31 protein-coding genes and 1 pseudogene are annotated in these 17,347 nt (G+C 36.9%); 8 read left to right on the top strand and 24 right to left on the bottom strand.

Annotated elements, in window-relative coordinates; genetic code table 11:
* Positions 1 to 5: 5 nt before the first annotated feature.
* From A5849_RS06415 to A5849_RS06330, 20 genes are all read right to left on the bottom strand, one after another.
* Positions 6 to 551 carry an HK97 family phage prohead protease gene (locus A5849_RS06415; RefSeq protein WP_033607246.1) on the bottom strand — a complete coding sequence of 182 codons (546 nt, stop codon included), beginning with the start codon at positions 549 to 551 and terminating at the stop codon, positions 6 to 8.
* Positions 499 to 1,683, bottom strand: a complete 1,185-nt coding sequence (locus A5849_RS06410) for a phage portal protein (RefSeq protein ID WP_086310012.1) — start codon at positions 1,681 to 1,683, stop codon at positions 499 to 501. The genes A5849_RS06415 and A5849_RS06410 overlap by 53 nt, the downstream gene beginning before the upstream one ends.
* Positions 1,684 to 1,856: 173 nt before the next feature.
* Positions 1,857 to 3,581, bottom strand: a complete 1,725-nt coding sequence (locus A5849_RS06405) for a terminase large subunit (RefSeq protein WP_072538761.1) — start codon at positions 3,579 to 3,581, stop codon at positions 1,857 to 1,859.
* Positions 3,574 to 4,053: a phage terminase small subunit P27 family gene (locus A5849_RS06400; RefSeq protein WP_002343508.1), complete on the bottom strand. Its 480-nt coding sequence runs from the start codon at positions 4,051 to 4,053 to the stop codon at positions 3,574 to 3,576. Before A5849_RS06400 ends, A5849_RS06405 begins: the two co-directional genes overlap by 8 nt.
* Positions 4,054 to 4,219: 166 nt before the next feature.
* Positions 4,220 to 4,465, bottom strand: coding sequence for an HNH endonuclease signature motif containing protein (locus A5849_RS06395; RefSeq protein ID WP_223609940.1), 246 nt, complete (start codon positions 4,463 to 4,465; stop codon positions 4,220 to 4,222).
* 121 nt (positions 4,466 to 4,586) lie between these two features.
* Entirely contained in the window at positions 4,587 to 4,760 is a 174-nt protein-coding gene (locus tag A5849_RS14915) for a hypothetical protein (protein WP_179189221.1), read from the bottom strand.
* Complete coding sequence (locus A5849_RS15175) at positions 4,757 to 4,987, bottom strand: hypothetical protein (RefSeq protein ID WP_002343506.1); 231 nt, start codon at positions 4,985 to 4,987, stop codon at positions 4,757 to 4,759. Before A5849_RS15175 ends, A5849_RS14915 begins: the two co-directional genes overlap by 4 nt.
* A 749-nt stretch (positions 4,988 to 5,736) precedes the next feature.
* Positions 5,737 to 6,204 carry an ArpU family transcriptional regulator gene (locus tag A5849_RS06385; protein WP_002305391.1) on the bottom strand — a complete coding sequence of 156 codons (468 nt, stop codon included), beginning with the start codon at positions 6,202 to 6,204 and terminating at the stop codon, positions 5,737 to 5,739.
* Positions 6,205 to 6,278: 74 nt separating this feature from the next.
* Positions 6,279 to 6,680: an ArpU family phage packaging/lysis transcriptional regulator gene (locus A5849_RS06380; RefSeq protein WP_033655454.1), complete on the bottom strand. Its 402-nt coding sequence runs from the start codon at positions 6,678 to 6,680 to the stop codon at positions 6,279 to 6,281.
* A 68-nt stretch (positions 6,681 to 6,748) separates the two neighbouring features.
* A complete protein-coding gene (locus A5849_RS06375) occupies positions 6,749 to 7,042 on the bottom strand; it encodes a hypothetical protein (protein WP_086310011.1) in 294 nt (97 codons plus the stop codon).
* Positions 7,039 to 7,599: a DUF1642 domain-containing protein gene (locus A5849_RS06370; protein ID WP_086310010.1), complete on the bottom strand. Its 561-nt coding sequence runs from the start codon at positions 7,597 to 7,599 to the stop codon at positions 7,039 to 7,041. The genes A5849_RS06375 and A5849_RS06370 overlap by 4 nt, the downstream gene beginning before the upstream one ends.
* Positions 7,596 to 7,913 carry a DUF1140 family protein gene (locus tag A5849_RS06365; RefSeq protein ID WP_086310009.1) on the bottom strand — a complete coding sequence of 106 codons (318 nt, stop codon included), beginning with the start codon at positions 7,911 to 7,913 and terminating at the stop codon, positions 7,596 to 7,598. Before A5849_RS06365 ends, A5849_RS06370 begins: the two co-directional genes overlap by 4 nt.
* A complete protein-coding gene (locus A5849_RS06360; RefSeq protein ID WP_070676706.1) occupies positions 7,913 to 8,212 on the bottom strand; it encodes a hypothetical protein in 300 nt (99 codons plus the stop codon). Before A5849_RS06360 ends, A5849_RS06365 begins: the two co-directional genes overlap by 1 nt.
* On the bottom strand, positions 8,205 to 8,369 hold the full coding sequence (locus A5849_RS14910; protein ID WP_002301521.1) for a hypothetical protein: 165 nt from the start codon (positions 8,367 to 8,369) through the stop codon (positions 8,205 to 8,207). Before A5849_RS14910 ends, A5849_RS06360 begins: the two co-directional genes overlap by 8 nt.
* Positions 8,370 to 8,373: 4 nt before the next feature.
* Complete coding sequence (locus A5849_RS06355) at positions 8,374 to 8,643, bottom strand: hypothetical protein (RefSeq protein WP_002346874.1); 270 nt, start codon at positions 8,641 to 8,643, stop codon at positions 8,374 to 8,376.
* Between the two features lie 11 nt (positions 8,644 to 8,654).
* Positions 8,655 to 9,401, bottom strand: coding sequence for a helix-turn-helix domain-containing protein (locus A5849_RS06350; protein WP_086310008.1), 747 nt, complete (start codon positions 9,399 to 9,401; stop codon positions 8,655 to 8,657).
* Positions 9,402 to 9,404: 3 nt separating this feature from the next.
* Positions 9,405 to 10,091 (bottom strand): putative HNHc nuclease, encoded by a 687-nt coding sequence (locus A5849_RS06345; RefSeq protein WP_086310007.1) that lies wholly within the window; start codon positions 10,089 to 10,091, stop codon positions 9,405 to 9,407.
* Positions 10,092 to 10,096: 5 nt separating this feature from the next.
* Positions 10,097 to 10,690: an ERF family protein gene (locus tag A5849_RS06340; RefSeq protein WP_086310006.1), complete on the bottom strand. Its 594-nt coding sequence runs from the start codon at positions 10,688 to 10,690 to the stop codon at positions 10,097 to 10,099.
* A complete protein-coding gene (locus A5849_RS06335) occupies positions 10,677 to 11,024 on the bottom strand; it encodes a hypothetical protein (RefSeq protein WP_086310005.1) in 348 nt (115 codons plus the stop codon). The genes A5849_RS06340 and A5849_RS06335 overlap by 14 nt, the downstream gene beginning before the upstream one ends.
* 178 nt (positions 11,025 to 11,202) lie before the next feature.
* Positions 11,203 to 11,901 carry a Rha family transcriptional regulator gene (locus A5849_RS06330; protein ID WP_086310004.1) on the bottom strand — a complete coding sequence of 233 codons (699 nt, stop codon included), beginning with the start codon at positions 11,899 to 11,901 and terminating at the stop codon, positions 11,203 to 11,205.
* 52 nt (positions 11,902 to 11,953) lie between these two features.
* Between A5849_RS06330 and A5849_RS06325 the strand changes: the two genes are divergently transcribed.
* Positions 11,954 to 12,361, top strand: a complete 408-nt coding sequence (locus A5849_RS06325; protein ID WP_086310003.1) for a hypothetical protein — start codon at positions 11,954 to 11,956, stop codon at positions 12,359 to 12,361.
* Between the two features lie 113 nt (positions 12,362 to 12,474).
* On the opposite strand, the gene A5849_RS14905 is transcribed toward A5849_RS06325, so the two are convergent.
* The 4 genes from A5849_RS14905 to A5849_RS06310 are packed head-to-tail and all read right to left on the bottom strand — an operon-like array spanning position 12,475 to position 13,870.
* On the bottom strand, positions 12,475 to 12,648 hold the full coding sequence (locus A5849_RS14905) for a hypothetical protein (protein ID WP_179189220.1): 174 nt from the start codon (positions 12,646 to 12,648) through the stop codon (positions 12,475 to 12,477).
* Positions 12,649 to 12,660: 12 nt separating this feature from the next.
* Positions 12,661 to 12,888: an AlpA family transcriptional regulator gene (locus A5849_RS06320; protein WP_002342491.1), complete on the bottom strand. Its 228-nt coding sequence runs from the start codon at positions 12,886 to 12,888 to the stop codon at positions 12,661 to 12,663.
* Between the two features lie 14 nt (positions 12,889 to 12,902).
* Positions 12,903 to 13,106 carry a helix-turn-helix domain-containing protein gene (locus tag A5849_RS06315; RefSeq protein WP_086310002.1) on the bottom strand — a complete coding sequence of 68 codons (204 nt, stop codon included), beginning with the start codon at positions 13,104 to 13,106 and terminating at the stop codon, positions 12,903 to 12,905.
* A 14-nt stretch (positions 13,107 to 13,120) separates the two neighbouring features.
* Positions 13,121 to 13,870, bottom strand: a complete 750-nt coding sequence (locus A5849_RS06310; RefSeq protein ID WP_086310001.1) for a phage antirepressor KilAC domain-containing protein — start codon at positions 13,868 to 13,870, stop codon at positions 13,121 to 13,123.
* A 79-nt stretch (positions 13,871 to 13,949) separates the two neighbouring features.
* Between A5849_RS06310 and A5849_RS14900 the strand changes: the two genes are divergently transcribed.
* The 7 genes and pseudogenes from A5849_RS14900 to A5849_RS06280 all read left to right on the top strand — a co-directional run.
* Positions 13,950 to 14,120, top strand: coding sequence for a hypothetical protein (locus tag A5849_RS14900; RefSeq protein WP_179189219.1), 171 nt, complete (start codon positions 13,950 to 13,952; stop codon positions 14,118 to 14,120).
* A 438-nt stretch (positions 14,121 to 14,558) separates the two neighbouring features.
* On the top strand, positions 14,559 to 14,879 hold the full coding sequence (locus A5849_RS06305; protein ID WP_086310000.1) for a helix-turn-helix domain-containing protein: 321 nt from the start codon (positions 14,559 to 14,561) through the stop codon (positions 14,877 to 14,879).
* Positions 14,880 to 14,896: 17 nt separating this feature from the next.
* Positions 14,897 to 15,319, top strand: a complete 423-nt coding sequence (locus A5849_RS06300) for an ImmA/IrrE family metallo-endopeptidase (RefSeq protein WP_002329428.1) — start codon at positions 14,897 to 14,899, stop codon at positions 15,317 to 15,319.
* Positions 15,320 to 15,398: 79 nt separating this feature from the next.
* Positions 15,399 to 16,070: a DUF5067 domain-containing protein gene (locus tag A5849_RS06295; RefSeq protein WP_086309999.1), complete on the top strand. Its 672-nt coding sequence runs from the start codon at positions 15,399 to 15,401 to the stop codon at positions 16,068 to 16,070.
* A gap of 276 nt (positions 16,071 to 16,346) precedes the next feature.
* Positions 16,347 to 16,442: pseudogene (locus A5849_RS15170) on the top strand (LysM domain-containing protein); the annotation flags it as partial.
* Between the two features lie 23 nt (positions 16,443 to 16,465).
* A complete protein-coding gene (locus A5849_RS06285) occupies positions 16,466 to 16,672 on the top strand; it encodes a DUF4177 domain-containing protein (RefSeq protein WP_086309998.1) in 207 nt (68 codons plus the stop codon).
* Positions 16,673 to 16,864: 192 nt separating this feature from the next.
* Positions 16,865 to 17,347, top strand: a 483-nt coding sequence (locus A5849_RS06280) for an Abi family protein (protein WP_143353372.1), incomplete at its 3' end; no start/stop codon positions are given.

Raw genomic sequence — 17,347 nt, 5'->3', positions numbered from 1 at the left:
AACCTCTAGTAATTTAGAAGCTCTAGTTCTATCTCTAATTTTCGTTTTTCTTTTTCATTGATTACTCGTTTCAATGATCGTTGCGCTAAGACTGCATCCGTTCCTTCGTAAGCTGGGATCGAAACAATCGATATTTCGAATAATTCATCGATCTTATTTAGATTGCGGATATACATTCCATCTTGATTTTCCCACGTTTGAGAATCATCTTTTACGGCAAAACCGAACGAACATTCGTTGATATCACCACGTTTTATGGATTCGTACAAATCGTTGGCGTAAGAAGTATTTGGCAGTTGACATCTGAAATGAAGTCCTACGTCATCCACTTCCAACTCTAGCGTTTGTGATGACGTTCTTCCTAAAACCATACTTGAATCATGATCGACAAAACAGCGAACATCTGATAAATCGGTCGTATCCAACGCTTGTGGCGAAATTATTTCTTTGAACCCGCCAAGGTCTCTGCTCAACGAATTGAATTTCATTGCGTAGCCCTCAATCGTTCGATTGTCCGTTGACTGGATTTCCGCTAAACTCCGAATTTCCATTTCCACTATTCCCACCTCCTTTCGCTGTGGTTTTCGTGTACAAAACATCTCCATTAGGAATGCTTGGCAATCCGTAATAATCTCTGACCTCATTAATCAGTAGATAACCGTCTCCGCCGTTGCCATCTTCCATTGCTTTATTCATCCTAGAAGCCTTGTCTTGCCCTGTAAGCGTAGAGAAGTCAAGTTCTACATTAATACCTAACTTGATTGCTAACTCGTCTGTAATCATCTGTGAGAGCGCCCTAAGCGTACTAGAAACGTAGGAATCGTTAGCCGAATCGTCTTTGGTATTGACTAACTCCATACCAAAACGTGACAAAGGAATGCCGAACGCTTTAGCAATTTGTTTTGTCGAGTACACGTTGTTTTGAATCATCTTCAAAATATCCGTATTTAGCTCAAACTGTTTGAATTCCTGTGTATCGTCCAAAACAATTACGCTATTAGCGTTTGAAGCACCGCTGTTTACTTCTTCAAAGTCTTGCTTAATTTGCTTTTTAGACTTGTTATTCAGCGTACCTTTATTGAGCTTCAAAACTCCGCCTGCTTGAATCCCCTTCTTGAAGAAGGAACTTAGCATTTTGTTCCCATTGTCGAGCATGGAAAGTTCTGTTTTGAGTGCATCCAATGGACTGATACCGGTTTTTCCGTTTACAGTTATATATTTGAAGTGTAACATCTCGTTAGAATCAACACTGTACGAATTTCCTGCTTTGTTTGTGTACTCATACCGCAACACACCTGTCTCTAAATCTTCGTAAACGACGACTTGTGACGGTTTAACAAACTCTAAGCTATTTTCATGAATGATCGCAAAAGCATTCCCTGACAAAAGCATTTGAGCCGTGATAGCAAACATGAAAGAATATGGTGTCATACTTGCGTTTGGGTACTTGTTCAACATGTCTAACTTTCGAATGTCTGCTTGCTTATTATCGGAAAACTTGAACTTGCTGGCGGCAATATCTCCAGCCAATATCTTTACCGCTGTAAACACATCAGACTGTTCTAGTGCCGTTTCTCCGTCAAAGTTGATGATCGTGTTCCCATTTACAGTTGAAATGAAGTCGAACATTGTACTCGAACGACTGGACAAGCTACGTTTTTCCGTTTGGAAAAATAAACCCATTTATCCCACCTCCTTTCAGCTATAATTCTGATTCTCGAACCAAAATAAAAACGGTAAGCATTAAACTAATGCCCACCGTCAGGAATCCGATAATCTGGTTAAACAAAAAAGCTGCGGCTATGAATGAAACTAGCCCTAAAACATACAAAATAATCACGATTAGTCTTAACTTGTTACCATCCAAAGCCATACTCGCCCCTTTCAATCAATTCATTGATATCTTCTTCATCAAAATCATGGTACATTGCCTGCGTGTAAGCATTAATCAACGCATCTAAAGGATCAATCTTATTTCGATTCATTGCCTTATCAATCATGATTGTATCGTTGTTTTCTTTGGTGATTGCGTTTCTGATTGCTCTGTTAAGCAGTGGATTGTTTGAATGGACTGTTTTTCCTTTAATAACGTCCGTTCTAAATTGTTTTGTCGGAACGTTCAAAGTTATCAGTCCTTGTCGCACTTCAATCATTTCTTTCTCGTAGAATTTCGATAGATCAGTAATAACATTACCAGCATTATACGGATCGTAAAAGATACCTTTTAACTCAAAGTTATTACTTTCGATGAAATCAGTAAGCCAATTGACTAAATCGTGATAGTCAATCAATCCGTCTGGACTACTACTAATCGTGCAATAGCCTGCTTGCTCATATTGTCGGTATGGTGTTTTGTCTTCTTTTTCTTTTGCTTCAATTCCGCCGCGATTGGCTACAAAGGAATAGCTATCAACAAAAAACTTGCTTTCTTCTCTGATTGGAATGACCCACGAAATAGAAGTTAAGTCATTCACTCGTGACAAATCGACACCGATGTAAATCTCACGCCCTGTTAAGTCCGTTTGTTTGATGTAATCAGGAGCAACGGCAGAAGTCCACTCTTCTTCGCTCATATAACTTTCTTGTGAAGATTGAACCCATATGTTGAATTCTTTAGTAAGAACGTTTGATATACTTCCTTTTGCTTTTCCTTCGTCTAAAAGTCGTTTTTTGTTTTCAGTTAGTCGTTCTTTTTGTTCTGATAGTTCCATTAATGGGTTGGACTTTATCCACATGTCAGTGTCCGCTACTTCTTTAGCATTGTCCTGTTCCCAACATAGCGCTAAATACTCATCGCCTACCACTTCTTCTTTTAGCAACTTCGTTACATACTGATACTCTATCGAGTACATTGGATAGTTTAGTTTGCTTGAAGCCGTTGAAATGATAATCGTTAGCGGTTCGATTTGTTGCCCCATTGACGTTTCGATAACATCCATCATTTCCGTTGTTTTAGACAGGGCATATTCATCAAAAATGCCCAATAATGTATCGAGACCGTCCAATGTATCTGCATCAGCAGACAGTGGTTTCATAAATGAATCATCTGTCGTAGTAAGCTCGTTTTGTAGAACCTTTGTAAATTTCTGGATTGCTTTACTTTTTCCACGTAAGGCTTTTAGTTGTGACTTAACCATAGTGAAAACGATTTTCGCTTGATCTCGTTTGTTAGCAGTAGCGTATATCTGTCTTGCTTGTCGTGGATTTCGTTCGTAAATTAGACAGTACAGCGCAATCCCTGAAACAATCAACGATTTTCCTTGCTTACGTGCTAGCGAAAGATAGGCTTTTCTGAAACGCTTGGTATTGTCTTTCTTTCTTCGCCAGCCCCACAGCATGCCTAAAATGAATTTCTGGAATAGTGCCAACTTATTAGGCTTGCCACTCTTAGGATCTGGAAGCATTGAAATGAATTTTACAATATTTTGAGTGTATTTTGGTTCGTAGTAGTAAGGAAAGTCATCTCGCTTTGACCTCTCGATATCCTTTTTGTGTCTATCAATTGCCATCTGTATCTTCTCACAGACTAAGATATTCCCATTTTCTACTTCATCAATGTATTTTTGAACGTGGTCAATCATCACTATCAACTTCGTTCATCATTTCAGCAAAAGGGTCGTCAGGCTCTTTCTCTAACTCTTGAGGATTAACGATCTTTAACCGAGAGTTGATTGTCAGCCCTAAATCATTAGTGGCTGTTTTTAGTTCTTTCGAGAATGAATTGACAGTATCGATTAAAGGATTTTTACGACCATCGATCAAAAAGCCTTGTTCGTCTAACTCTTTGCTTGCTTTGTCGTACAGATACGAGTAGTTGCAGTAGCGAATCATTGTTTGTTGGTCTAGTTCTGAAATAGGCAAGTCCTGAATGTAGTGAGAGATTCTATCCCACTCTTTTTGCGCTTCTTTCAAAAGCCCGACCGGATAATTTGAAAAGTCCAGTCTTGGATAGTTGTATAGCTTTTCTTCTTCGGCTTTTTTAGCTTCAATTTCTTCTTTTGTGTAATTCTTTTTGCTTGCGTTAAGCAATTTCTTCGGCCTACCTTTGCTCATTTCATCACTCCTATCTATTTTACAAATTTTCTAAAGGGAATTTTTTTTCGAGAAGGGAGGGCATCGATTTTCTTCGTTCTAGCGACATAGGGGGGGTTATTTTTTATCAAAACTATTATTTAGTATAAATTATATACACTTTAGGAAAAACGCCTTAGAACGCAAATTAGAGCCTTTTAAGGTTATATGCCTTTTTATGCTCTTTGTTGTGGCACGACTGGCAAATACTTTCTAACGTATCGTAGTCTAACCTTTTATCCCAATCTTCTTTTACTTCCGTTTTGTGATGGACTATCGTAGCACTGGTTATTTTCCCATTTCTCAAACACTCCTCACATAGTGGTTGGTCTGCCAGCTTGCTACGTCTTAGCTTCTTCCATTGGCTTGAAGCATAGAAGCGAGCATACTTCATGTTCTCTTTGTTGTGTCTTACTTCTCTGTTATACGTCTTGTCTGCATTGCCTTTGTGTTTCTCGCAATATCTTTCGGGCAAGTCTACATACTCACGACACCAAGCGACCGAGCATTTCCTTTTAGGCATTCTCGTGTACCCAACCAAAGAACCTTTTCCAGCCTTCCATCTGCTCTGCCTTGCTGTATGTATCTGCGTAGGTCACGTGAAGGACAATTTCTTCTTTTGTGTAGCTGTCAGGAAGTTTATTCTTAGAATGCATGTAGCAACGTTTCAAATGTTCGAGGTAACTCATCTATCTATCCACCTCTCTATGTTGTATTGGATATACTCGTCTTTCCAATAGCCATGGCCGCAATATATCAGCTTGCATTTATCCACTTCGTTTGGTGTAGCTTCTCTTAGCATTTCGACAATAGAGTATTTCCCTTTGATTTGTACAGAACGCACAACACGCACTGAACAATCATCAATGGTTCGAGGATATTCATTAGTTAGTGATATATACCAGTAGTTTCTCATTATGTAGCCTCCTTTACGCAAAATAAAAAGACCACTCAACGAGTGATCTAATATGTAATGCACAGGCAGGGACGTTTCCGATCCTGTGCTTGAGACATTTGACGATTCATTTGTACCGAATCCCAAATCTCAATCTAACCAACTATGTAATAGCAACCTACACGATGCACAAAACGCGTACGAAATTGCGCACCCCTATATTTTTAAACCGCCGATGCTCGGTTGCCAAAGTCACTGGCAATGAATCGAACATTGCATAGTTGCCGAAGCATTGACCTAGCACACATGCTTAGCGTCTACCCTTTCCGCCACAGTGACAATATAAAAATTTCTTTCTTAGTTACTACTATCTTTTATTTTGCCCATTTTTAAATCCAATCATATAGACATTAAGACAAAGCGCAAAAATTGAAATTATTAATGGAATCATTTCTCTTCGCTCACCTTTAGTTATCGTGTGAATAATTAAAAAAAACAATAGACAGCAACGGATGATAGATAATAAGAACAATTTAGAAGGAGTTAAAATTCACATCCTTATTCTTAATATTTCCGCTGCTGTCTATCGAAGCTTAATTGTGAAACAATAATAAAACGATGTTCCTTTTATTATTATTTTGTCTCAGACCTATCACTAATCTTTCGACACTATCATAATACAACGTCGGTTAGGTAAGTGATTGGTATAAAAAAGGTATAAAATGGAAACCAAATGGGTAATAAAAGGGTATAAAAAGTGTAAAAACTGGCTACTTGAAAGCAACCAGTTCTAACGATGAAGCAAATTGGATGATAATTCTGTTTGATTCTACTTTAACCGATTCTTCGCTAGTATTATTCCTTTGAGCAGTTACATAAATGGGCAGACCATTGATATAACGATCATAGAATATCTTCTTGCGCCTTTCAGTCACATCAGGCTTATGCGGATGCTGTATCGCTGAATAGCCTCGAACAAACAATTTATGCAGATACTCAAATTCTTCCTGTGCTTCTTCTTTATCGATCAGCATTCTTTCTGCTTCAAATATATGATCAGCTGTAGAAGGTGGAACCAAGGAATAAGATGCTGTCACTTTTGGTTCTCGAGGTTGCCCTACTCTACATCTAGCTGATAAATATGCTGAAAGAAACACAGCCACATTATGTTTTGTGCGTTCCATATCAACATCTTTCGCGCTTGGTGTCTCATATTTCTTTACATCGAAAAGTACCATCCTCTGATTCCCCCAATTATGATATAATACTTATGTCGGAAATATTATTCATAGTCGGAGGAATCCGACTTTTTTTATTTTGTACGTGAAATGAGTTCTCCTGATTTATACGCCTCAGCAAATTCAACCAAAGCTACTGCCTTCATTCTCTCGATAGTTCTATCGGAATATCCTAATTTTTCTCCTATTTGATACATCGACATCTTATTAGGAAAACAATAACTATAATAAAGTACCTGGAAATGGATTCTACTTAGCCGTGTTAATGCATCGATAACCGAATCTCGAGTACTTATCGCTTCAATGATTTCTTCGTTTTGACTGTCAATTGTGAATTTCAAATTTTTGGTAACAGTCATCACGGAAAAGTCTATTTTCACTGGTCCGACCAAACGTTCTAAATTTCTGTATCTTTTTAGTAATCGTCTAGCATTTTTCCTTGTTTGCTTAATATCTATATTCTCTAAAATGTTCACAATTGCCTCTTCTCCTTCCAGTTGTGGAATAACGCTCATTGTTGTAGGATAGTTGTAAAAAAGCAAAATTAAGATTTTATAACCTCCATATCCACCAATCTCGCTACAGCTAAATTCTCTTTGCTTTTCGCTAATAACTTGTCACATTCCATCGTGTTTTCAATACGAATGATTGCTGAGTGATTATAGACGTGTTCTACATATCCACGAAATGGATAGATGAACCCTTCTGCTTCGCAACGAACCATGTCACCGACTTTGAACTTTGGTTTCTTACGTGTTTTAGGGTTCTTCGTCGGCATATCTAGCATTAAACCGCCGATACCATGACTACTAGCGTAAAATCCGTCTTTTAGTTTCATCTTTCTACCACCTCTTCCACTGGCACAGCAAACTTCCATAGGTTCTCATCTGCTGATTTTATTTCTTTTTCTGTTAAAAAGTAACGATACCCAAATACACCATCTGTAGTTGTCAATGTTGTAATAATTTCATCGTTACCATCTCCCTCGTCAACGACTAGATGGTACTTAAGGTCAAGATTAATTGTAACTGTATACAACGGCTCTTTCTCGACCTCGTAGCCGTCTAGCCAAGCACGAGCAAACGTTTCTTGATTATCTTCAATCCATCTATCAACCTTGCTATACTCAACACCATAGAGGTTCCACGGCTTGAACGAAATAGCTAGACTATCACCTTTCTTTTTAGCGTATTCTATCCACTCCGCCACAAACTTAGGCACAACTGGCTTCTTCGGTTCGTCTAGTTTTAACACCGTATTAACCATGTGAACGACTTGAGAATAAGCCATCACCATGCCCTCATAGTAATTTTTGCTTTCTGGATGTGTCAGGGCTTTGTGCTGTTTTTCTAGTGAAATTCTCTTTAGTTCATCAATCAATTCCTGTTTATTCATCGCTGTTCCTCCATATATTCGTCTAGTATCTCTCTATGCTTTTCTACAAATTTGAAACGATCTTGATGGAGCTTCTGACTCCAACCTGTTTGCTGATCCAGCTCACGCATCTGATCGAGCCCTTTTTGAATTTCGTTGTAATAAAATTCAATGTTTGCTGCTGCTTTCCAATGCCTGCTACTTCGCACTCCTGCTCCTGTTTCAGCCATTTCCAACTTAACTAATTCCGCTCGTTCTTTTGATTTTTTGTCTTTCTGAATCTTCATCATGATTTTCTTGAGGATGGTATCACTGTATTGTGTAATGAGATCCATTATTTCTCCTCCACATGTTTAAATTGACGACCTTTCGAATCAACGTTCTCGCGTTTAGCTCTATCCCAGATAATATTTTTGCTTAGTCCAGTAATTTCAGATAACTGTTCAGCAGTACCTGTTACTAGAATTCGATCACCATGCCAGATTGCAATTTTTCTCGGCGTTTTCCGTTTAGGCTTTTCAGTCCACATTGATTTACCAAGCTTTTGGACTTCTGCAACTATTTCTTTGTCTTCTTGCCAAGATTCTGACTTGGTTAATTCAGCAATTCGTTTCATTGCTGCTTTCTTATCCATCCCGACGTTCCCCTTTCAATAATTTGAGTACTTGATCAAGTGCGCTCTCACGTCCACCATGGAACGTGTTGAGCCACTTGTCTTCGTACGAGGCGCTTTGTCTTAAAGCTTCTTGATGCATTAGTTCGATCTGTGCTGTAAATGTTTTTAGATCCATCTGATTACACCTGCTCAAGTTCACTAAGATGTTTTTGCAATCCTTTAATGCAATCAACAAATAGTAATTTTGTATAAGCTAAATTTCTTAATTGTGTTGCATCGATATAAAGTGCGAAATAGTATCTGAGTTTACTCCAACTTGAACGATCATTCTTAATTCGTTCGATTCCAGCTTCATCAAGTTGTTCATAAACGTCTCTCAGAATCTCTATTTCCTCACCAGTTTTGTAACTTGCTATTTCATTGATCAGTTCTAGATAATCGATTTTCAATTTTCCACCTCTTAGAATGGTGCTTTTGATTGTCTATTAGCTCGTTCTAGCGCTTTTTTCTTAAGATAGGCTTCTTGGTCGATTGCCCATTCAGGAAGCTTCTCTCGTCTTCCTGTGCGCTTGTATCCACTGCTTGCGTTCTTAGGTTCACTTTTTTCTTTCCTTGCCCAACTTCGAATAGTTGCCAAATAGTTTTTATAAGTCTTACCAGATGATTCACAATACTCTGACAGTCGTTCGATTCGCTCTTGGTAATCATTAGGGAATTCTGTTTTGAGTTTCTCCATCTGCTCATCTGACAAAAGAACATTTTTATACTCTCCGTATTTATGACGGATGGGCTTAGCCTTCGATTTTTTCGAAGGCGGTAACTCTCTTATATATTCTTTTGTATTATTAAATGTATTATTAATAGATGTATTATTATCTTGATAGATTTCTTGGTGACCCCTCACCAAATTTTCTTGGTGACCCCCACCAAGAATTCTTATATACCTAGCCTCGATTTCTTTACTACCCTCTTTGTACTTAACTTCTCTATAGATATAGCCCTTTTCTTCAAGTGACTTTAGCCAATTCTGAATGGTTGGTTTGCTTACTTTATATTGATTGGCAAAGTACTCATTGCTAGCCCAGCAATACCCTTTCTCATTACATAGAGCTGTGATTTCTCCATAAAGAAGTTTTGCACTAGGTATCAAAGAATCGTCATATCTAACATTTGCAGGTATGATGGCGTAATAACTTCTGTGATCCACTTTTTATCCTCCGATTCTTAATTTCTTGATTGTCTCCTGATTTAACTTGATTCCTTTGATTTGATATTTATTTTTGAAATTGATCACACCTATTTTGTGCTTCTCCGTGTGATGGATTCTGCAGAGTGCTGCAAATGTGTACTCTGAATGATCAACTTCTTTGCGCTTTCGTCTTCCTAGCGCTTTGTCAAAGTGATCGATGTCAGCTCCTGTTTTGCCACAGATGCAGCAGACTCTTTTTGTGATGCATTTGTAGAAGTAATACTCTTGATTCGCTGGTAAAATCTCATAACCTTCTTTGAAAGGAATATGATGTTCAAAGATGAAATCTAAGATGATATTTGCTAAGACATTAGCATCACTCACAGTTGTATTCGATTCATCTTTGAGGCTTATTTTGCGCCCTGTGACACCTTCAAAACGGAAGTAGAAGAATTCCTTCCAGAAGTCCGTTGGCATGCCTGTATCGATGAAAATATCGCCTATCAGCGCATAGATGAAGTTTCGTTGCTGCACTGTGAACCGACGTGGATCAATAAATCGAACTTCAATAATCCGATCGCCATCATACCCGTCATACATCGTCTTCAATCGTTCGATATTTACTTCTTCGTTGATTCTTGCCACTATCTGGTTGCCTTTGAATCTTCTTAGTACCGCCGAGTATGAGTCTATTAACGGTTTAAACATTCATATCACTTCTTATTGTCATTGATAAAATGCTTGATAGCAGCAGACTGTTCTTGCGTTAGTCTATTCAAGTCATCGAAAATATTTGTTCTTTTTTGAATCGTCCTCCAAGTTTTTGCGGAATCCAAATTCATTGACTGGGCGAAGTCATCAATTAAAGCTGTTAAGATAGTCTGCTCTTTCTTAGATATAATTTTAGGCGCTGTGTCAGCAGCTTTGTTGCCGTCGTCATCCTCGTCGCTTGTCACACCAAAGACTGCAGCTAAGGCATAACGCTTGGCGTAAGTTACGGCCGATCCAAAACCTTGCGCATCTGCTTTTGTAGCTGGTAAAGCCAACGGTTCAAATTGAATAAATTCTCCTGACTGATGAAAAATGTAAGTAGCTACTTGAACGCTATTACCGCTACTCGTCGCCTCTTGAGCGTAAGATAAGCCAGTGTCAGCAATAGCTTCGTCAATTACTTCAACAATATTTTCTAGTGGCACATACTTTGATTTGAAAAAAGGATTTTTCGCATCTTTTAAAGGCTGTTTTAACTGTTTTCGAAAAATAGCTAATGCCGCAAAAATTTCTTTTGTTGTTTCACTCGTCTTCATCAAATTCTGCCTCCATTTCAGCAATGTATTTCTTACCTGGTCCGTAATAAGAGATATCAATCAAGTTATCTCTGTCATACTCTTCTAGCGCATCAATCAAGCCATCTTCGATGACATAGATATATTCAGGTTTTTTGGACTTCCTCGATAAATGGATAAGATAGACATGATCCCAAATACTCACAAAATTTCCCAAATCGTCTTGATCACATGCTAGTTCTTCATCTGTCAGAAGATTACGTCTGATTTTTCGATTGCTTGTTTCCTTGATATTTGATTTGCCCCAACTAGGATCAGTCAAATATTGATCTAGAGTGGAAAGTTCTTTTTTCATGTGGTAACATCTCCTTAGATGTATTTTCTTTGTGACTCATTGCTTTGGTCGGCTGAGTCACTTTTTTATTTGTTGCCATGCCTTTTTCTTGTCGATTTGTTGTTGGCTTAGGATGATTGGTTTGTTATGTCTACACCAGCGATTAGCAATTACCGTCCCTATTCTTAGCGCTTCAGCTCTATTCATTGTCATCACCAAAAAGTCTCTGTTGTCTGTTCAGTTGGTCAATTTCCATGCGGATCGCAGTTTCTGGTAACCACATTTCAATAAATGAAACAGCATCATCAAATCTCTTACGAGGTAACTCGCCATATCTTGGGATTGAAAAGGTGCGTTTAAATTTAGACCAAAATTTTGAGAATACTTTTTTACTGATTTCTTCATAAGCTCGGCTTTCTTTGCCTCCTAGAACTTCCATAACTTTCATATTTCCTTTTTGCTTAATTTCAAACTCTTGTTGTCCGCTAATTCGCATAGTATCTTTAAGCATGGAGACATCTTTTTTAACATCTTTCATTTCTTCTAGTTGGTAGATCATCATGTCTTCAATTGTTTGAGGAACAGTATTCTTGCGAATAACATCTTCCATTTTGTTGAATGCTTCAATGTATTTTTGTTTGAAGTAAATAGCTTTCTTTCCTGTAAATCCCATAGCTAACAAGAAAAATCCATCTCTGCTAATGAAGAAAACTCGTCGATTTCTTCCGTAGGAATCTGGCTCATTACCTTCAGAAAACATCTGTCCAAAATTGGACACATCTTTTTTTAGTGCATCAATATCTCTTAAAACATGTTGATGCTTTTTCTCAAAACTTTCTGCAACTTGCAAACTCGTAGTCACAGCTTCTTTATTTTTCAAAATTACTAATTCTTGCATTATTTCTTCTCTCCTTTTTGATATAATGGTTTAAAAACTGGATGGTGAAAAAATGAGTTTCGATAACACGATCACAATTTCGATTATCCTAGCTTTAGTAGCTCTTATATCCCCTTGGATTACAGCGGTTATAAATAATAAGCATGCTGAATCGATGAAGAATAAAGAAATTGAATTACAAAAACACGATTCAAAAACCCAAACCATACAAACAACTTTCTCAACATTTCTCAACAATGTGGGTATTTGTATTGGTAGCAACACTGATAAAAATATATCTGCTGTAAAAGCATCAGGTTATGCAGTCCTGCCATATATTCAAAATGAAGATGTAGAGGTTATGAAAATTTTCTTAAGCCGTTTTGATTACGGCAACACTAATGCAGAACAAAAATCTCTTGAAACTTATTTGATTGACAAAGTATTGCCTATTTTGAATAAATCATTAGAAAAATTGTAAGCATTAGACATACTAGAACCGCATAGGATGTATACCAGTATTCGCCGCGTTTTCTCATGTAGTTATTTACTAAAACGGCCACGAGATAAACACCTAATAAACAGAACCACACTTTAGTCAGCCCCCTCGGTTGGCTTTTTCGCTCTATATTCAGCTTCATCAAGCCCCATAAAAATCCAAACCATGTAAACGATCGTGCCGATTAATGCTTGTCTGCTTCCCCAAAGCCCTAAAGCATAGACGATTAGCGGTGTGCTGAATACTAATGCTCTGTTGAATTTGCCCATCCACTTACCTCCTTAAACTTTATATTTCGACATGAATTCATCAATATCTTTGATGTCATATTTCGGACGGCTGTTTTCACCGAAGATGATTACTTTCAACCCTTTTTTTACCCATTCGTTAATAGTTCCTGCTGACGTTCCTGTATAATGAACTGCTTCTTTTTGAGTCAGATAGCGTTTAGGAACGTAGCCTATAAGAAATGAATCTAAATCATTTTTGTTGATTAGTTCTTGTGTCATTTCGTTTTCCCCCTCTACAATTCGTACATAGTGATAATCGAATCTATAATTCTGTTTGCTTCTGCAGAAGTCTTTTTACCGTTTAAAATTAAAGATAAGTAGCTTTTGCTAATTCCAAATCTTTCAGCAAGCATGGTGTAAGTTAAGAACTTTGAACTTTCGACATATTCTTTGATTTTTTCTCTATCTCGTTGAGTGATTTCTGCAATGTTAGTCATACTAAAACTCCTTTCTAACCAATTTCTTCTAAATCCATTTGAGGGTAATAGCCCTCTGCGATTAATAAGTTGTAAATAAACACTCGCCCTTTCTGCGTCCATTTGGTATTCATTACAACTTTAGTGCCGCCATCGGCTTTCGGGATCTCAGTTGTATGAGATTTTGTGTATCCTTGGTTCATATGTTTTCGGTAAAGTATCCATTGTCCGCTAACTTTATGTTGAACACCTAACTCGTTTAGCAATTTGTTTAGAGCAATTGCCGACATTCCGTAATCAGCTGCAATTTGAGAAGTAGCTACCGTATCTGTCGATGAAAGAATCGTATCTAAGTAGCTAATCTTTGGTTCGTACTCGGCAATTTGTTGTTCGAGTAATTGGTTCTTTTCTTCTAAATCCGCTGCTAAACGCAATGCTTGTGCAAAACTTTGAGGTACGTTTGAATAGCTACCTGTTTTTCTGATTGTCGGAAGAACTTCACTCGTTACCCAACGTTTGAACTTTTTGGCTTTCGGGAGCTTGGATTTGAGTATCAAACTGTACAAACCAGATTCGTTGATGATTGTCATCTCTCTTGATTGACCTGAGGTCGTGATTCGCGACCCCATCTTATCTTCCAAATCTACATGCCGCGACAAAGCATCTTTAGTGTTTGAATAACCTAAAACACTCGCAACGTCTTTTCCTACAAAATATGGTTCATCATTTACTAAAACAGTTCGAACCTCGTTTTGTTCGAAATTGAAAATTTGTGGTGTGTTCATATTTTACTTTCCTTTCTTTGATATAATTTTCTTATCAGTAAGTGGTCTACTGAAATAATGCATAAGGTGGTGAATAAGTATGAATAAAAAAATCGCTGCGGATTTAGTTGTTGCATGGCTAAATCACGAATCACAAGTATCTACTAAAGGCGAATCAATTTCGCCAAAAGAAATTGCTCAAGCTTATTTAGATATTCAATATGCTGTTATCTATGGTCAGCTTCCAGAAGACCGTAAAGACGATGACTAAACGTGAGCTAAAATCTCTGCTATGGCTGCAACCATGGCAGAGTCTTCTTTATCTACCGCGTGTTCCATCGCCACTTTTGCTTGTTTCAGTATGTCTAATTTCAAATCTTCGATTTTTGCCGAGACTGTTTTTTTCCATATTCTTCTCTCCTTTCTTTTATATTCGTAAACAAATTTAACAACTTTTTTCTAAATCCAATTGACAAAGTATAGAGTTTTATTCTATACTTTGTACATAGTTAAATAAGACATATAAACATTGATTTTAAAAGCTTTCTTGGCGGTTGGCGTTTAATAATCAAAAGTGTTTTTTGTTGTCTTTTTAGTTGTTAAATTTGTTTACAAGAACAAGTATAGAGTTTTAACTCTAATTTGTCAACAGATAAATAGAGTTTTATTCTATATTTTTTCTTGTCAGTCTAGAAAGGTTGACATATCAATGAATCCATACGAAAAAATAAAAGAATTAACAAAGCAAAACGGAATATCTGTAAGAGAATTAGAAAAAAGATTGGGATATTCAAATGGATATTTCAGTAAATGGAAATCAGTATCACCTAACTCCGAAGGTTTAGCAAAAGTATCAGATTATTTTGGTGTTTCTATAGACTATCTTCTAGGAAGAGAGAAAAAAGAGACCCCTAAACATGTGGATTTGTCAGAAGACGATACTGTATTCTCTTTTGATGGAAAAGAAATATCTAAGGAGACAATGCGTAAAGCGATTGCAATTGCTAAAGCTTTAGAAGAAAATGAATAGTTGGAGTGATGGGTTGTATGTATTTAAAGTTGAAAGAAATGCTGAGTGAGTATAATTTAAAGTTAATCTATATGGAAATGGAAGAACCAGGTTTTTATTATCCAAAACCAAGAATAGTATTTTTGAATGAAAAACTACACGAAGACAGTTCTGAAGCTTTTCATTTAGCCCACGAGCTCGGTCATTTCATTGCTTCACATTTTGAATATTCAGCACTGTACGATAACTCTACAACTTTTCATTCAAAGTTCGAAGCTGAAGCTGATAGAATCGCTATTATGATTCTACTTAATATCTTTATTGAGAATGAATTAACAGATGAATCTCAGTTCAAATTGGAAAATTTTATGGAATTCTATGCTATCAATAATAAGTTAAGAACAGAATGTTTTAATGTTTGCCAGTCATATTTCAAGAAAAAATACTCTTATGCACAGTAAAAAAAGCCCGTGCTGCAACACGGACTCATACCTCATTTCTGAGATCACAAATATATTATACCAGAAAAGAGGGAACGAAATGAAAAAGTCTATTTTATGCATTGGGGTTTTAGGTTTGAGTTTAGCTGTTTTAGGGGCTTGCTCGTCTAATGATGGTGGCAATAAAACCGCTGAGGAATCAACTACAACAATTTCAAGCTCTACCACTACGGAAATCCAAGCATCGGCTCAACAAACATCCGAAAGAGATGTGATTGAAATGTCGTTTAAAGACAAAACGTTGACTGGACCTGGTTACAAACTCACTATCGATAAGACGCAGGTCGGAAAAGACAATTTTTCCGGAGAAGACGGATTGATTATTTGGTACACGCTAGACAATCAGACAGAAGCAAATATGGTGCCTAGCGATATGTTTTCAATGCTCACTTTTAGCCAGCAAGATGATACGTCCGAATATGATCTAACATCTAGTGTAGGTACTTTTGGCGTGTCTGAGGCGCTCTATCCTATGTACAACGAAGACGGAAGTCCACTCGAAGATGACGCTGCTTATGATGAAGCTGTAACTAATCAAAATAACTTTTTGGATGAAGTAGACGCTAAATCTGACGCTGAACTGTTGCCGGGTAAAAGTGTACAATGCGTCACGGGAGTCGTTTTAAATAATACTCAAGGCGAAGTAAAAATTAAGCTCGGAGAAGACTTCCCCGCAAGCGAAAATCAAGAACTGATAGTTAGTCTAAATTAACAAAAAACACGCCCCACCGACCAAAGTTTGTGGACGTGGGATGTTAAACCTATAGTAGGCTTATTTACAGCTTATTAATCAAAGAAATGGGGAGTAAAAAATGAAAAAAAGTGTCTCTTTTAGGTGTTTTGCCGAGTAGTTTCTTAATTGTTGGTTGTTCACAAAAAGAAACTACAAAAGAATCATCGGATATTTCTAGCATTGAAATATCCACTAATACAAAAGAAACAAAACAAAGCGCTACTGATTCTAAGTCAATAACAAGTTCCTCTGAATCGAGCTGGAATTTCTTTAGATCAGTTATTTCAATTAAATGGTATGGACCCAAATAATTTCTTAACGCACCCAGGAGATCGTTTTAGAGTTAAATAAATAGTAGAAAGAAGGAAAAGAATATGCCAAATTACGTTGTATTGCAAGTTGTATTAAAAGAAAAATTTATAGGAAAAGGGTCGCAAAACCTATCAGAACTTGAAAACACTATAAATAGACAGTGTTCTAAAGGTTATCGATTACACACTATTTCCACTACAAACGGTGGTAGTAAAGGTTTCGGTGGTGGCGATAGAATCCAAGCTACTTTAGTTTTCGAAAGTCTGTAAAATAAAAAAACACGCCCCACCGACCAAAGCGAGCGTGTTCTAAGAAAAAACACTAAAGGATTTTAATATTTTTTTGCAATTCAGTTGATTTATTAAATAAAACCCTATAGAATGAAATTAAGAGATAAGTGTTGGAATCTCTACGGGGACCAACGCGAAAACCTTCATTCTATATGGATGGAGGTTTTTTTGTTGAAAAATTTCGAAAATTTGCATAAGCAATTAACAATACTGAACAACCGTGGAGTTATTATTCCAAATTACCAAAGAGCTAAACAATATCTACTTACAAACAATTATTACAACATAATTAATGGATATAGTAAATATTTTATGAGCAATCAAAATAATTATTTGCCAGGTACTACTTTTGACGAAATAACTCATTTATATTATTTTGACAAAGAGATTAAGCACGCTCTTTTCCGCGCAATTACTGAGGCAGAAAACCATATCAAAAGCATTTTGTCATATCGTTTTGCAGAGGTTTATAATAATAAGCCATATGCATACCTTGATATTAATTGTTATGATAATTCAAAAACTTTAGAGTTAGGATGGTTAATTTCAAGGTTAACGAAAATCATTAATTCCAATAAGAAGAGTAATGAAAATAATTCTATAAAGCATTATGTAAAAAAATATAATGACGTACCTATATGGGTTCTTATAGAT

It is taken from the genome of Enterococcus sp. 10F3_DIV0382, assembly GCF_002140245.1.
GTDB lineage: Bacteria > Bacillota > Bacilli > Lactobacillales > Enterococcaceae > Enterococcus_B > Enterococcus_B lactis.
This window is presented reverse-complemented; position numbering and strand designations above follow the sequence as displayed.